Source organism: Enterobacter sp. JMULE2, from assembly GCF_013337145.1.
In the GTDB taxonomy this organism is placed as follows: Bacteria; Pseudomonadota; Gammaproteobacteria; order Enterobacterales; family Enterobacteriaceae; genus Enterobacter; species Enterobacter mori.
The window spans coordinates 261,072-275,702 of record NZ_SGWD01000015.1; the positions used below are offsets into that span (position 1 = coordinate 261,072).

Annotated in this window: 12 protein-coding genes; 4 read left to right on the forward strand and 8 right to left on the reverse strand. The window is 56.4% G+C overall.

Annotation, left to right across the window (positions count from 1 at the left end):
* Positions 1–125: 125 nt before the first annotated feature.
* Positions 126–704, reverse strand: coding sequence for a D-sedoheptulose 7-phosphate isomerase (gene lpcA / locus EXW94_RS19305; protein WP_010427884.1), 579 nt, complete (start codon positions 702–704; stop codon positions 126–128).
* Between the two features lie 239 nt (positions 705–943).
* Here lpcA and fadE point away from each other — a divergent pair, with 239 nt between their 5' ends.
* The gene (gene fadE / locus EXW94_RS19310; protein ID WP_100167170.1) at positions 944–3,388 is read left to right on the forward strand and encodes an acyl-CoA dehydrogenase FadE; all 2,445 of its coding nucleotides are present in this window, start codon (positions 944–946) and stop codon (positions 3,386–3,388) included.
* 108 nt (positions 3,389–3,496) lie between these two features.
* A complete protein-coding gene (locus EXW94_RS19315) occupies positions 3,497–4,267 on the forward strand; it encodes an amidohydrolase (protein ID WP_108415652.1) in 771 nt (256 codons plus the stop codon).
* An 85-nt stretch (positions 4,268–4,352) separates the two neighbouring features.
* Here the strand turns inward: EXW94_RS19315 and EXW94_RS19320 are convergent, their stop codons facing one another.
* From EXW94_RS19320 to EXW94_RS19350, 7 genes are read right to left on the reverse strand one after another with little or no spacing between them, the layout of a single operon-like run.
* Positions 4,353–5,954 (reverse strand): gamma-glutamyltransferase family protein, encoded by a 1,602-nt coding sequence (locus EXW94_RS19320; protein ID WP_174340822.1) that lies wholly within the window; start codon positions 5,952–5,954, stop codon positions 4,353–4,355.
* Positions 5,955–5,963: 9 nt separating this feature from the next.
* Entirely contained in the window at positions 5,964–6,839 is an 876-nt protein-coding gene (locus tag EXW94_RS19325) for an ABC transporter permease (protein ID WP_063431376.1), read from the reverse strand.
* Between the two features lie 2 nt (positions 6,840–6,841).
* Complete coding sequence (locus tag EXW94_RS19330) at positions 6,842–7,783, reverse strand: ABC transporter permease (protein WP_008500268.1); 942 nt, start codon at positions 7,781–7,783, stop codon at positions 6,842–6,844.
* Between the two features lie 18 nt (positions 7,784–7,801).
* Positions 7,802–9,316 carry an ABC transporter substrate-binding protein gene (locus tag EXW94_RS19335; protein ID WP_174340777.1) on the reverse strand — a complete coding sequence of 505 codons (1,515 nt, stop codon included), beginning with the start codon at positions 9,314–9,316 and terminating at the stop codon, positions 7,802–7,804.
* 2 nt (positions 9,317–9,318) lie between these two features.
* Complete coding sequence (locus tag EXW94_RS19340) at positions 9,319–10,401, reverse strand: ABC transporter ATP-binding protein (protein ID WP_174340778.1); 1,083 nt, start codon at positions 10,399–10,401, stop codon at positions 9,319–9,321.
* The gene (locus tag EXW94_RS19345) at positions 10,398–11,411 is read right to left on the reverse strand and encodes an ABC transporter ATP-binding protein (RefSeq protein ID WP_120159498.1); all 1,014 of its coding nucleotides are present in this window, start codon (positions 11,409–11,411) and stop codon (positions 10,398–10,400) included. Before EXW94_RS19345 ends, EXW94_RS19340 begins: the two co-directional genes overlap by 4 nt.
* On the reverse strand, positions 11,408–12,127 hold the full coding sequence (locus EXW94_RS19350) for a FadR/GntR family transcriptional regulator (protein WP_174340779.1): 720 nt from the start codon (positions 12,125–12,127) through the stop codon (positions 11,408–11,410). The genes EXW94_RS19345 and EXW94_RS19350 overlap by 4 nt, the downstream gene beginning before the upstream one ends.
* 810 nt (positions 12,128–12,937) lie before the next feature.
* Between EXW94_RS19350 and EXW94_RS19355 the strand changes: the two genes are divergently transcribed.
* Together EXW94_RS19355 and EXW94_RS19360 are read left to right on the forward strand one after the other, a co-directional pair.
* Complete coding sequence (locus EXW94_RS19355; RefSeq protein ID WP_226347926.1) at positions 12,938–13,600, forward strand: hypothetical protein; 663 nt, start codon at positions 12,938–12,940, stop codon at positions 13,598–13,600.
* A gap of 184 nt (positions 13,601–13,784) precedes the next feature.
* On the forward strand, positions 13,785–14,420 hold the full coding sequence (locus tag EXW94_RS19360; RefSeq protein ID WP_226347927.1) for a hypothetical protein: 636 nt from the start codon (positions 13,785–13,787) through the stop codon (positions 14,418–14,420).
* Positions 14,421–14,631 lie beyond the last annotated feature (211 nt).

Sequence of the window (14,631 nt, forward strand, 5' to 3'; positions counted from 1 at the left end):
CGCGGGAAGGCGTAATTGTTGCAGCCAGTTTGGATTCGGACAGCGCGCAGAAACCGGAGCGTACACGTAGTACGTGAGGATTTCGAGCACTGCCCGGATTCAAAATGGCAAATAAAATAGCCTTCTTACTTAACCATCTCTTTTTCGATCAGTTGGATCAGGATATGGATCACTTTGATGTGAATTTCCTGAATACGGTCAGCATAACCGAAGTGCGGAACGCGGATTTCAACGTCCGCTGTACCGTCCATCTTACCGCCATCTTTACCTGTCAGGGTGATGACTTTCATCCCTTTTTCACGCGCGGCGGCGATCGCTTTGATCACGTTGCCGGAGTTGCCAGAGGTCGAGATCCCCAGCAGCACGTCGCCTTCACGGCCTACCGCTTCAACGTAGCGGGAGAAGATGTGGTCGTAACCGAAGTCGTTGCCTACGCAGGAGATGTGGCTCACGTCGGAAATCGCAATCGCCGGGTAGCCCGGACGGTTTTCGCGATAGCGTCCGGTCAGCTCTTCGGCGAAGTGCATGGCGTCACAGTGGGAGCCACCGTTACCGCAGGAGAGCACTTTGCCACCGGCTTTGAAGCTGTCGGCCAGCAGGACCGCTGCGCGCTGAATAGCGTGAATATTGGCATCATCTTTCAGAAAGTTCGCCAGCGTTTCCGCCGCTTCGTTCAGTTCGTTACGAATAAGATCCTGGTACATGAGGATAATCCTTCAGTATTGATGAAATAACACAGTGGAGTGTACCGGATAGCGTCAAAAGCGAGAAGCTAAAGCCATGCGAATCGTCCGGCGTTTTGTTTTTTCGTGCCGACGAAAACGCGAACAATGTGAACCAGGTTGTAATTATTTTGTAAACACATTGCTAAAGGAATTTACATCAACTACAACCATATCATCACAAGTGGTCAGACCTCCTACAAGCAAGGGAGCTTTTCTTTATGATGATTTTGAGCATTCTCGCAACCGTTGTACTGCTCGGTGTGCTGTTCTATCACCGCGTAAGTTTATTCCTGAGCAGCCTGATTCTTCTGGCCTGGACGGCTGCGCTTGGCGTCGCAGGCCTCTGGAATATCTGGCTTTTAGTCCCTCTTGCCATCATTCTTCTGCCGTTTAACCTGGCACCGATGCGTAAGTCGATGATCTCCGCGCCGGTGTTCAAAGGCTTCCGCAAAGTGATGCCGCCAATGTCACGCACTGAGAAAGAAGCGATTGATGCGGGCACCACCTGGTGGGAAGGCGATCTGTTCCAGGGCAATCCTGACTGGAAAAAGCTGCACAACTATCCGCAGCCGCGTCTGACCGCTGAAGAGCAGGCCTTTATTGACGGCCCGGTGGAAGAAGCGTGCCGCATGGCAAACGACTTTGCCATCACCCATGAAATGGCCGATCTGCCGCCAGAGCTGTGGGCGTATCTGAAAGAACATCGCTTCTTCGCGATGATCATCAAGAAAGAGTACGGCGGTCTGGAGTTCTCCGCTTACGCTCAGGCTCGCGTCCTGCAAAAGCTGGCGGGCGTTTCCGGGATCCTGGCGATTACCGTTGGCGTGCCTAACTCCTTAGGCCCGGGCGAACTGCTGCAGCATTACGGTACCGAAGAGCAGAAAGATCACTACCTGCCGCGTCTGGCACGCGGTCAGGAAATCCCTTGCTTCGCGTTGACCAGCCCGGAAGCGGGCTCCGATGCAGGTGCGATCCCGGATACCGGCGTGGTCTGCATGGGCGAATGGCAGGGCGAACAGGTGCTGGGCATGCGCCTGACCTGGAACAAGCGTTATATCACCCTGGCGCCTATTGCCACCGTACTGGGTCTGGCCTTTAAGCTCTCTGACCCGGAAAAACTGCTGGGCGGCGATGAAGATCTGGGCATTACCTGTGCGCTGATCCCAACCTCTACCCCAGGCGTTGAAATTGGTCGTCGTCACTTCCCGCTGAACGTGCCGTTCCAGAACGGTCCAACCCGCGGCCAGGATATCTTCGTGCCGATTGACTACATCATCGGCGGTCCGAAAATGGCCGGTCAGGGCTGGCGTATGCTGGTGGAATGTCTGTCTGTGGGTCGCGGCATTACCCTGCCGTCGAACTCAACCGGCGGTCTGAAGTCGGTCGCGATGGGGATTGGTGCGTACGCGCACATCCGCCGTCAGTTCAAAATCTCCATCGGCAAGATGGAAGGTATCGAAGAGCCGCTGGCGCGTATCGCGGGCAATGCCTACGTGATGGATGCCGCTGCTTCTCTGATTACCTACGGCATTATGCTGGGCGAAAAACCGGCTGTGCTGTCCGCGATTGTGAAGTACCACTGTACCCACCGCGCGCAGCAGTCGATCATTGACGCGATGGATATCGCAGGCGGTAAAGGCATTATGCTCGGCGAAGGCAACTTCCTGGCGCGCGGCTATCAGGGCGCACCGATTGCCATCACCGTGGAAGGGGCAAACATCCTGACCCGCAGCATGATGATCTTCGGTCAGGGCGCCATTCGCTGCCATCCGTACGTACTGGAAGAGATGGCCGCTGCGCAGAACAACGACGTGGATGCCTTCGATAAGCTGCTGTTCAAACATATCGGTCACGTGGGCAGCAACAAGGTGCGCAGCTTCTGGCTGGGCCTGACGCGCGGCCTCACTAGCGCGACGCCAACCGGCGATGCGACCAAACGTTACTACCAGCATCTGAACCGACTGAGCGCCAACCTGGCTCTGCTGTCTGACGTCTCCATGGCGGTGCTGGGCGGTAGCCTGAAGCGTCGCGAACGTATCTCTGCTCGTCTGGGCGATGTGCTGAGCCAGATCTTCCTGGCCTCGGCGGTCCTGAAGCGCTACGACGACGAAGGCCGTCAGGAAGCGGATCTGCCGCTGGTGCACTGGGGCGTGCAGGATGCGATGTATCAGGCCGAACAGGCGATTGACGACCTGCTGGCGAACTTCCCGAACCGCTTCGTGGCGGGTGCCCTGCGCGCGGTGATCTTCCCAACCGGTCGTCACCATCTGGCACCGTCCGACAAGCTGGACCACAAGGTAGCGAAGATCCTGCAGGTACCGAGCGCAACCCGCTCCCGTATCGGTCGTGGTCAGTATCTTGAGCCGACGCCGCATAACCCGGTGGGTCTGCTGGAAGAGGCGCTGCTGGACGTGATGGCTGCCGATCCGATTCACCAGAAGATCTGTAAACAGCTGGGCAAAAACCTGCCGTTTACCCGTCTGGACGAACTGGCAAAACAGGCGCTGGCCGGTGGCATCATCAATAAAGATGAAGCCGCTCTGCTGGTGAAAGCCGAAGAGAGCCGTCTGCGCAGTATTAACGTGGATGATTTCGAACCGGACGAGCTGGCGACGCAGCCGGTAAAGCTCCCGGAGAAGCACCGCAAACCTGAAGCAGCGTAACGCGTTTCGCTTGTACAAACCCCGCCTCGCGCGGGGTTTTTTATTGCCACATTTTCTCGTAATGACGTGCTACAGTGTCAAAAAGCGGTCTTTTGAGGAGTCTGTATCGTGCCTGGTTTGAAGATTTCGATTTTGCAGCAACCTTTAGTGTGGATGGATGGCCCCGCCAACCTGCGCCACTTTGATCGTCAACTGGAAGAGATTACCGGGCGTGATGTGATTGTCCTGCCGGAGATGTTCACTACAGGTTTTGCCATGGAAGCGGCGAAACAGTCGATGCCTCAGGACGAGGTGGTCGCCTGGATGCAGACCAAAGCGCAGGAGACCAACGCGTTAATTGCCGGTAGCGCCGCGCTACAAACCGAACGCGGACCGGTGAACCGCTTCCTGCTGGTGGAGCCGGAAGGAAAGGTGCACTTCTACGATAAGCGCCACCTGTTCCGCATGGCGGATGAGCACCATCACTATGAAGCCGGTGACGAGCGCGTGGTGTTTGAATGGCGCGGCTGGCGTATTTTGCCGCTGGTCTGCTACGACCTGCGCTTCCCGGTGTGGTCGCGCAACCGCAACGATTACGACCTGGCGCTGTATGTCGCCAACTGGCCTGCGCCCCGCTCCCTGCACTGGCAGACGCTGCTGGCGGCGCGCGCTATAGAGAACCAGGCGTACGTGGTGGGCTGTAACCGCGTGGGAACCGACGGCAACGGGCATCACTACCGTGGCGACAGCCGGGTGGTGAATCCGCAGGGAGAAATTATTGCCACCGCCGAGCCGCATCAGGCGACGCGTATTGATGCCGAGCTGTCGTTGACGGCGTTGCAGGAGTACCGGGAGAAGTTTCCGGCGTGGCAGGATGCGGATCCGTTCAGTATTGGGTGAAAAAAAGCCGGGTGGCGGCTACGCCTTACCCGGCCTACATAGAGCACAGCGTAGGCCCGGTCAGCGCAGCGCCACCGGGCGTTAATTAACTCACCAACGCCTGCCCGTCTTTGCGGCTTTCCGTCGCGGCGACGTAGTGGCCTTCCGGCAGGCGGTAAATCACCTGCGCACCGCCGAAGTTGTAATCCTGAAGCGGATCTTCCACCACGATCTGATGCCCCCGTTCGCGCAGCGCGGCAATCGTATTGCGATCGAACGTTGATTCAACGATCACCTCCCTGCCCTGCACCACGCGCCAGCGCGGGGCGTCAATCGCCGCCTGCGGGTTTTGTCCGTGCAGCATAATGCGCAGCGCCATCTGCATGTGCCCCTGCGCCTGCATCGGGCCGCCCATCACGCCAAAGGACATCAGCGGCTGGCCGTTGCCGTCCATCGCAAAGCCCGGAATGATGGTATGGAACGGACGCTTGCTGCCCGCCAGCGCGTTCGGGTGATGTGGATCCAGCACAAACCCGCAGCCCCGGTTTTGCAGGCTGATCCCGGTGTCCGGCACCACAATGCCTGATCCAAAGCCCATATAGTTGGACTGAATAAACGAGACCATCATCCCGCTGGCGTCGGCGGTGCTGATGTAGACCGTGCCGCTCTGCGTCGGGGAACCGTAGACAAAATCAGAGGCCTTATCGTGATCGATAAGCGCCGCGCGCGACTTCAGATAAGGGTCGCTTAGCAGCTCTTTCGCCGCGAACGCCATGTGTTCTTCATCCGCCACGTAGCGGTCGAGATCCGCCAGCGCCAGCTTCATCGCCTCGATGGAGAGATGAAGAGACTGCACGGAATCCGGATGATGCTTCTCAATGCCGCACTGCTCAAGAATGCCGAGCGCAATCAGCGTGGCGATCCCCTGGCCGTTTGGCGGCAGCTCCTGCACCGAACCGCCCGCGAAGTCGCGCGACAGCAGCTCAACCCAGTCCACGCGATGGTTTGCCAGATCCTCAGCCGTCAGGTGCGCGCCGTGCTCTTTAGCAAAGGCGGCAATTTTCTGCGCCAGCTCGCCGCGATAAAACGCGTCGCCGTTGGTTTTCGCAATCAGCTCCAGCGAGTTCGCCTGCGCCGGGTTACGGAAGATTTCCCCCACGCACGGGGCGCGGCCTTCCGGTGCGAAGCAGGCGCTGAAGCCCGGCTGATCCTTCAGCTTGTTATAGCCGCGCTGCCAGAGATGGCCAATTAGCGGGGAGACCGGGAAGCCGTTGCGCGCATAGTCAATGGCGGGCTGCGCCAGCGTGGTCAACGGCAGCGTGCCGAAGCGTTCCGCCAGCGCGACCCAGCCGGATACCGCCCCCGGCACGGTCACCGCGTCCCAGCCGATTTCCGGCACTGCGGTTTTACCGGCAAACAGATCCGCATGCCAGCTCGCAGGCGAACGACCGGACGCGTTCAGACCGTGCAGCTTTTCACCGTCCCAGACGATGGCAAAGGCGTCGCTGCCGATCCCGTTGCCGGTCGGCTCAACCACCGTCAGCGCCATCGCGGTGGCAATGGCCGCATCGACGGCATTCCCGCCCAGCTGCAGCATCTTCATGCCTGCCTGTGCCGCCAGCGGCTGCGATGTCGCAACCGCGTTATGGCCCAGCATCGGCGGGCGTCGTGAAGCGTAACCGGACGTAAAATCAAGCGCTTTGGTCATCATGACTCCTTAGTCGTGGCGCGGATCGAGCGCATCGCGCAGCCCGTCGCCGAGTAAATTAAAGCCCTGCACGGCAAGGAAAATCGCCACACCGGGGAACACGGACATCCACGGCGCCTGCTCAAGAAACCCTTTCGCGGTATTGAGCATGGACCCCCAGGACGGATTGGGCGGCTGCTGTCCCAGCCCTAAAAACGACAGGCTGGCTTCGGCGATAATCGCCGAGGCAATCGCCAGCGTGGCCTGCACCAGGATCGGCGACATCACGTTTGGCAGGACGTATTTAATGATGATCCAGCGATCCGGCAGGCCAATCGCCCGCGCGCCGTCGATATACTCTTCGTTGCGAATGGCGATCACCTGGCCGCGCGTCAGGCGGGCGAAGATCGGCATCGCCGAAAGACCGATGGCGATCATCGCGTTGGTCAGGCTCGGGCCCAAAAATGCCCCCAGCGCGATCGCCATGATCAGGAACGGACAGGCCAGCAGCGCCTCGATAAAGCGCGAGATCACCCCGTCCCACATCTTCTGGAAGTAGCCCGCCACCAGCCCCAGCGGCACGCCGATAACCACCGCAATCACCACCGACATACAGCCCGCCATCAGCGAGGTGCGCGCCCCCCAGATAATGCGGGATAAAATGTCGCGCCCCAGCTCGTCGGTGCCGAACCAGTACATCGCCGACGGCGCTTTGCGCACCGCCAGAAAGTTGGCTTTAACCGGGTCGAACGGGGCAATCCACGGTGCCAGCAGCGCCACCAGCACAAAGAATCCCACGACCACCGCGCCAATCACCGCGCTTTTATTGCCGAGGAATTTCTTCAGCACCCGGTTCTGCGCGCGCGGCAGCGCGGGGGCAACGGTTTGCGTTGTCAGTTCCGCCATGGTTAACCTCGCATTTTCGGGTTGATAAGGACGTAGAGCACGTCGGCCAGCAGGTTGAGCATCAGGAAGCCAATCGCCACGATCAGCACCACGCCCTGCACCACCGCGTAGTCACGGTTAAATACCGAGTCGACGATCATCTTGCCGAAGCCCGGAATGGTGAAGACCTGCTCGGTCAGCACCGCGCCGCCCAGCAGTTCGCCGAACAGCAGCGTGGTGAGGGTGATCACCGGCACAAGCGCGTTGCGGAACGCGTGCTTCAGGATCACCGCCTTCGGCAGCAGCCCTTTCGCCCGCGCGGTGCGGATGTAGTCCGCCTTCAGTACCGCAATCATCGAGGCGCGGGTGTGGCGCATCAGCGTTGCCGCGAGCCCCGTTCCGAGCACGGACGCGGGCAGCAGCAGCGTGCGCAGGTTCTGGAGCGGATCTTCACTGAACGGCACATAGCCGGACGCGGGTAGCCACTGCAGGTTTACCGAAAAGACCAGAATCAGCAGGATCCCCAGCCAGAAGTGCGGGATCGAGATCCCCGAGATCGCCACGAAGTTCGCCCCGTGATCGACCCAGCTGTTTTTGTTCACCGCCGCGAGGATCCCCATACTGATGCCAAACACCAGCGCGATAATCATCGCCAGCAGCGACAGCTCCAGCGTGACCGGCAGCTTGCTGGCGATGAGCTGCGTCACCGGCTCGTGCGTGCGTAAGGAGACGCCCAGATCGCCCTGCAGCGCCCGCGTCAGCCAGTGAAAATACTGCACGGGGATCGGCGCATCGAGGTTCAGCTCCGCGCGCAGCTGGGCGATGACGGCCGGATCGCGCTCCTCCCCGGCCATGGCGATCAGCGGGTCGCCGGGCAGCAGCTTTTGCAGCCCGAACACCATCATGCTCACCAGCAATAGCGTCGGGACGGCCAGCAGCAGACGTTTGCAAATCAGTTCCAGCATGGGTTCTCCTCAGGACGTTTATTTCGCCAGCGTCAAACCGGCCAGACGCACGATGCCGTCCGGGTACGGCTTAAAGCCCTGCACGCTTTTGTTCAGGCCAAAAATGCGCGGCTCAAAGTAGAGGTAGGCAATCGGCATATCGGTCTGGAGCTGCTTCACCACCTTGTCGTACAGCGGCTGGCGTGCGGTCTGGTCGGTGCTCTGGCGCGCCTGGGTCAGCCATTCATCAACCTGCGCGTTGCTGTAGCGGCCGTCGTTAAGCGTGCCTTTGCTATTGATAAAGCCGTAGATGCTGCCGTCCGGATCCGGGCGTCCCGACCAGCCGGAGAAGCTCAGCTGATAGTCACCGCTCTGCTGGCGATCCAGCAGCGTGGCAAATTCGGTCATTTGCAGGTTCAGGGTGAAACCGGCTTCGGCGACCATCGCCTGCAATACCTGACCCACCTGCTGCGAGGTTGGGTTGTTTGGCACCAGCAGGTTGACGGTCAGCGGTGCGGTGATGCCTGCCGCTTTCAGCAGCGCTTTGGCTTTGTCGACGTCACGCGGCGGGACCGGCAGGTTAACGTGATACGGGCTGACCGGTGAAAACGCCTGGTTGGCCGGGGTGTAGAGCCCCTCAAAGACCACCTGGTTTAACGCATCGCGGTCGATGGCCTGAGAAAACGCCTCGCGCACGCGAGCGTCCTTGAACGGATCGTTCGCCGGTACCTTGCCGTTGTTGATATTGAAGGTGATGCCCTGATAGCCCAGACCGGTCACCTTCGCCAGCACCAGCTTGCTGTCGGCTTCGACGGTTTTAACGTCGCTGGCGGCGATGCCTTCGGTCAGATCAAGATCGCCCGCACGGAGGTTCGCGAGGCGCACGGAGGCATCCGGGATCGGCAGATAGATAATTTTGTCGAAGTGGTAAGCACCTTTGTTCCAGTAGTTGTCGAAACGGGTCAGAACGATGCGGTCCTGGGACACGCGGCTGTCGAACTTGTACGGGCCGGAACAAACCGGATGGGCGGCAAAGTCAGGCTTTTTCGCCGCCTCGGGGGCCATCATCGCGCCCGCGCGGTCGGTGAGCTGCATCAGCAGCGCGGCATCCGGCGTTTTCAGGTGCAGCGCAATCTGCATCGGGCCGGTGACCTCTACCGACTCCACCGACGAGATCTCGCTTTTACGCAGGGAGCCTTTCAGGGTCAGGGCGCGGTCGAGGTTGTATTTTGCGGCGGCGGCATCGAATTTCTCACCGTCGTGGAAGGTGACCCCGTCTCGCAGATTGAGCGTCAGGGTTTTACCGTCCTCGCTCCACGCCCAGTCTTTAGCCAGACCGGGGACAACCTTCAGGTTTTCATCCACGTCCACCAGCCTGTCGCAGAGAGAGGCAAAGACGAAGCGGCCATAGTAGGTGCGCGCCAGATGCGGGTCGAGCATGTCCGGGTCAGCGCCCAGACCGATTCGCAGCACGCTTTCAGAATGGGCGGGCAGCGCCGCGCCAAGCAACATAACACTTCCCAGTACGGTCAAAAGAGAATTACGCATTGTCATTATCATGAGTTCCTTGAAGGAAGGGACGAGTGAGTGGCCGCGTGTTCAAACAGCGCGCGGCGGCGCAGAAAAGCGGCGGATGGCGGAGCAATCTGGATAACGTTGCGATCGCGGTTAATTTCCTGCCAGCGGTGGCAGGCAACCTGACGGCCCCCGTCGAGCACCTGATTAATCGGCTCGACCTGGCGACATTCATCGGTAACGTACGGGCAGCGGGTGTGGAAACGGCAGCCGGACGGCGGACTGGCCGGGTTGGGCAGATCCCCCTGCAGCAGCGGCGCATCGCGCTCAACGCCCGGCTGCATCTGCGGTGCAGACGCAATCAGCGCCTGGGTATAGGGGTGCAGCGGTGCGTCAAAAATCTCATCGACGGTGGCAAGCTCAACGATTTGCCCAAGGTACATGACCGCCACGCGGTCGCTCATATGGCGGATCACCGCCAGACCGTGGGCGACAATCACCATCGTCAGCCCCAGCTGGTGCTTCAGGCTTTCCAGCAGGTTGACCACCTGCGCCTGAACGGAGACGTCCAGCGCGGATACCGGCTCGTCACCCAGCAGCAGCTTCGGCCCCGAGGCCAGCGCGCGCGCGATGCCGATACGCTGGCGCTGACCGCCGGAAAACTCGTGCGGGTAACGCCCGGCCCAGGCGGCAGGCAGACCAACGGTTTTAAGCAGTTCGGCGACGCGATACTGGCGGTCCGCTTTTTTCATGTTCTGATGCAGCCACAGTGGCTCACCGACAATCTGCTCCACCGTCATGCGCGGGTTCAGCGAGGCGAAGGGATCCTGAAAGATAATCTGTAGCTCGCGCCGGAGCTGGTTAAGACGGGCACCGGAGGCGTCGGTGATCTCCTCCCCCTGATAAAACACGCGCCCTTCGCTGGCGGCCAGCAGGCGCAGCAGCAGACGTCCGAGGGTAGATTTCCCGGAGCCGGACTCGCCGACAATCGCCAGCGTTTCGCCCGGCATCACCGAAAGTGAGACGCGATCGACCGCCGTGACAAAGCGTGCCGGGGCAAAGAGCTTTTTCGGACCGGGGAAGCGTTTACTCAGGTCGCGGGCTTCAAGAATGGGGATGGTCATGCGATTTCTCCCAGGGCAATGTGCTGTTCGAGCGGCACGCGGAAGCAGGCAACCTGATGGCCCGCGCCGAGCGTAGTAAGCTGCGGTTTTTCAGCGTGGCAGCGCGTCTGAGCAAACGGGCAGCGCGTTGCGAAACGGCAGCCTTCAGGCATGGATTCCGGCAGCGGTACCGCGCCGGGAATGGTGGAGAGTTGCCCTTTACGCGCCCCAAGAGAAGGAATCGAGCCCATCAGGCCGATGGTGTACGGGTGCTGCGGGTCGGCGAATATCGCCTCGACGCTGCCCTGCTCCACCACCTGCCCGGCATACATCACCGCGACCTGCTGGGCGACTTCCGCCACCACGCCTAAATCGTGGGTGATCATCAGCACCGCCGTGCCGGTTTCCGCTTTCAGGGTGTTGAGCAAGGCGAGGATTTGCGCCTGAATGGTGACGTCCAGCGCGGTGGTGGGCTCATCAGCAATCAGCAGTTTAGGGTGGTTAATCAGCGCCATCGCAATCATCACCCGCTGGCGCATACCGCCGGAGAGCTGATGCGGATAGGCTCTGAGGCGCATCTCTGCCGCCGGGATCTGCACCTTCTCGAGGATCTGCAGCGCGACCTTCATCGCCTCGGCGCGCGAAACGTTCTGGTGGCGTATGACCGCTTCGCTGAGCTGATCGCCCAGCGTAAACGCCGGATTGAGCGAGGTCATGGGCTCCTGGAAAATCATCGCCAGCTCGCTGCCGCGCAGATCGGCATATTCCCGCGGCGAGAGCTTGCGCAGGTCATGACGACGAAACTGCATCTCACCGCTGACAATCTGCGCGCTGGCGGGCAGTAACCCCATCAGCGCTAATGAGGTGATACTTTTTCCGCAGCCGGACTCCCCCACCAGCGCCAGCGTTTCGCCCGCTTTGACCGTCAGGGAAATGCCGTCAAGCACGCTCACCGGCGAGCCGGAAAACCTGACGTTGAGATTATTCAGCCGCAATACGGGCGTGGCGTCCTTAAAGGGTAGGGTCGTCATAGCGTGAAATCGTCCTCAAGGTGGATCGCCTGAATCAGCGCGGCCTGCAGGCTGAGCAGGTGCTCGCGCATCGCGGCGGCGGCTTCATTAGGCTGACGATGGATAATCGCGGCCATGATCTTGTGATGGTGGTCGTTGTAGCTGTCGACACGTTCTGGCGTGCGGGCAAGTTCACGCAGATGCTGCCAGCCGGGTTCCCGGCGGACGGCATCAATCGCATCAAAAAGCCCGAGCATCAGGCGGTTGCCTGCGGCTTCGGCAATGGCGCGATGAAAGGCGCTATCCCACAGTTCGTTGAGATCGCGGTCATCCGGGCTGACCTTATCAATGCGTTCCAGCATGCGCTGCATGAGCGCGAGGTTTTCCCTGGTGGCACGCAGTGCCGCAAGCCGGGCTAAGCCGGGTTCAAGCTGTAGACGAGCTTCCATCACTTCCAGCAGGTTAGTCTGCTGAACCAATCCCTGAAGGGCCAGCGGTTCAACAGGAGCTGCCGGGCCAATAAAGGTCCCTTTCCCCTGCTTTCGCCAGATACGCCCCTCTTCTTCCAGCACGTCCAGCGCACGACGGACTTCACGTCGCCCTACGCCGAGAGTATCCGACAGCTCACGTTCCGTGGGCAGCGGAATGCCTGGTGTTGACTCATGCTGGTTGATTAACCCGCGCAGCTGCTCAAGCGCGGTGCTGGAATTGGCCAGAAACCGTGACGGTTTTTCCATATTGGTTCGCTCGCTTTCATCATGACTTTATTTTTATTAACGATAAGTTATTGATATGACGCGCTACTTATCGTGCTAATGATTAAGCAATAAACGAACCAATTCGCCATTGGTTCAAATACAAATGACAGGGGTAAAATTAAGGTGATGATTTTTAATATATTATTTTAATCGATTCGGTCGGGCACAGACACACGCCAACACGCATACATGCCAGGGAATGCACAAAAATAGTGCAACATATGCACCAAAAACGATCAATTGTTAATTTTATGCACCTAAATTGTTTTTATTGTGTTAACCAACGGTTATGTCATATGCGCAACTTTGCCCCCTAAGGGCGAGCGTTCTCATTATTGATATCTTCACCCTCTTCTTTCGCCGATCCCGGTCATTAAAATACGCTTGTCATTATTCTATTTTTTATTTTTGCCAACAGACCATTTCAGATATTTAAAATATCAACTCTGATTACTTTAGTTAATAAAGTCCAGGGACGTAACGGTCGATATTTCCGATATCTCAACATACATTCCACGACGTAAAGAGCACATCATAAAAAATCAACAAAACGACAACAACCACAACGCTAAATAAACATTTCACATGTCACATTTCCATTTAAGAAAACCCATAACCAACTGTTTTTAATGAATTTAAATCTTAATAAGAGTACCAGAGCGACAATTAATATTATTTAATTAAGAATTTTACCTGGTGGTCTGTATGATTATTCCTAAAGAACGAAAGCAATTTCGCTAAACATCTCCCCATTATTAATGTATCGATTCAGTGCGTGTGAGGTAAAATATGTACAGTGCGACTAACAACCCAATCTATTTATCTTCCACTGATAGACTGCCCGTCTGTCATACGCCATCTATGCATTGCTATGGTTGTGATAAAAAATGTCATTTTGACAATTCCGCACTGCATGAAATTAAAGAGTGCACGGGTCTTGAGTATTACATCTGGCCTGACAATAATAGTTTTCTTGTTGAAGGCATTCGTCATCATTTCACTGACGTAAATGATAAATACATTACTCAGCCTGTGGTGATTATTGATTTTAGCCATAAAAATATTAATTACTTCCTGTCAGACAACTGGCTGGATCAGTTCAAGAACATGAGACTGATTCTTGTCACCGATAAAAAGATGACCGCCATTGCCCATTACTGGTTTTACAACGACACGTCCGAGACGACGATAAGCTCGGTGATCTTTTACGACGACACGGCCGAGGAGGTGGCAACAAAACTGCAGAAAACCTTCCTCGCGAAAACGATTAAGCCCGCAGGCAGCAGGCCAAAACTGAGCCAGAATGAATACAGCCTGTTTGCGTTTCTTTTCAACGGATGGACACCCAAGAAAATCGCATACCGAAACGGAACCAGTGTCAAGAACACCTATGCGATGAAAAACAGAATCGAACGCAAGCTGGGTGTGTCAATTACGCGACTCGCAAGCTGACGTATACTGAAAAAAACGGCTGGCATGGCATCATGCAGTAAAATACTCGCTGTCGAAAATTCCTGGTACGACCGCGAGTAATCTTACTGCTACCCGTTTTCATCCGTAATGCAATTTTAAGATGAATGTTGATATATTATATCAAATTTAATATTTATAATATGGACGCACTGCGTTTGACTTAATGGATAGAGTGATTATTAATAATATTGAACACCGCAACAACGCAATGCGCTGCTATGGATGCGTGAATAAATGCGTCTATACATCTGTACAAACAAAAAAGAATGTAGAGTGTACCGGTGTAGAATTTTACATTTGGCCAGAGAATAACTCATTCTTGATTGAGGGACTGCTGCAATATTTTAGCAATATTAATTCAAAAGTGATTTCACAGCCTATTGTGGTTATTGACTTTAACTATAAAAACATAAATTACTTCTTAACAAACAACTGGTTAAGTCAGTTTAAAAACTCCAGATTGATTTTAATCACGGATAAAAAAATGGCCGCTATCGCGCACTACTGGTTTTACAACGACACGAGCGAAACGGTCATCAGCGCGGTCATTTTTCATGATGATGTGACAGAAGATATCAAAACCAAGATTAATCAATCCTTTATGGGCAAGATCACACGCCCCTCGGAGAAAAAGGCAAAGTTAAGTACAAATGAATACGCGCTTTTTGCTGAATTGTATAAGGGACAACTGCCAAAAAAAATCGCCATGAAAAATGCGACTAACGTAAAAAATATCTACGCCATGAAAATACGTATAGAGAATAAACTTGGCGTTCCCATATCAAGACTTGCCAGTTGAATAGTATACGCAGGAAACAGACATTTACCTGCCGAGATGTAAATTATTCCTAAGCGAGTGGTTACTTATCCTTATTGTGTGCCTGATGCTTAACTCATACACTAAGATATTGCCAGCGCTTGTATTTTCAGCATAAACAATCCGCTACCACTCATCGTATTCATGGATGTTTCTGGTCGTTTTTTAAATCGCACATTCTTTACTTTTTTAA

Coding starts and splice junctions, on each gene's coding strand:
- EXW94_RS19360 (WP_226347927.1), top strand. CDS start 13,785: ATGGATAGAGTGATTATTAATAATATTGAACACCGCAACAACGCAATG.
- EXW94_RS19345 (WP_120159498.1), bottom strand. CDS start 11,411: ATGACGACCCTACCCTTTAAGGACGCCACGCCCGTATTGCGGCTGAAT.
- lpcA (WP_010427884.1), bottom strand. CDS start 704: ATGTACCAGGATCTTATTCGTAACGAACTGAACGAAGCGGCGGAAACG.
- EXW94_RS19320 (WP_174340822.1), bottom strand. CDS start 5,954: ATGACCAAAGCGCTTGATTTTACGTCCGGTTACGCTTCACGACGCCCG.
- EXW94_RS19355 (WP_226347926.1), top strand. CDS start 12,938: ATGTACAGTGCGACTAACAACCCAATCTATTTATCTTCCACTGATAGA.
- EXW94_RS19330 (WP_008500268.1), bottom strand. CDS start 7,783: ATGCTGGAACTGATTTGCAAACGTCTGCTGCTGGCCGTCCCGACGCTA.
- fadE (WP_100167170.1), top strand. CDS start 944: ATGATGATTTTGAGCATTCTCGCAACCGTTGTACTGCTCGGTGTGCTG.
- EXW94_RS19350 (WP_174340779.1), bottom strand. CDS start 12,127: ATGGAAAAACCGTCACGGTTTCTGGCCAATTCCAGCACCGCGCTTGAG.
- EXW94_RS19325 (WP_063431376.1), bottom strand. CDS start 6,839: ATGGCGGAACTGACAACGCAAACCGTTGCCCCCGCGCTGCCGCGCGCG.
- EXW94_RS19335 (WP_174340777.1), bottom strand. CDS start 9,316: ATGACAATGCGTAATTCTCTTTTGACCGTACTGGGAAGTGTTATGTTG.
- EXW94_RS19340 (WP_174340778.1), bottom strand. CDS start 10,401: ATGACCATCCCCATTCTTGAAGCCCGCGACCTGAGTAAACGCTTCCCC.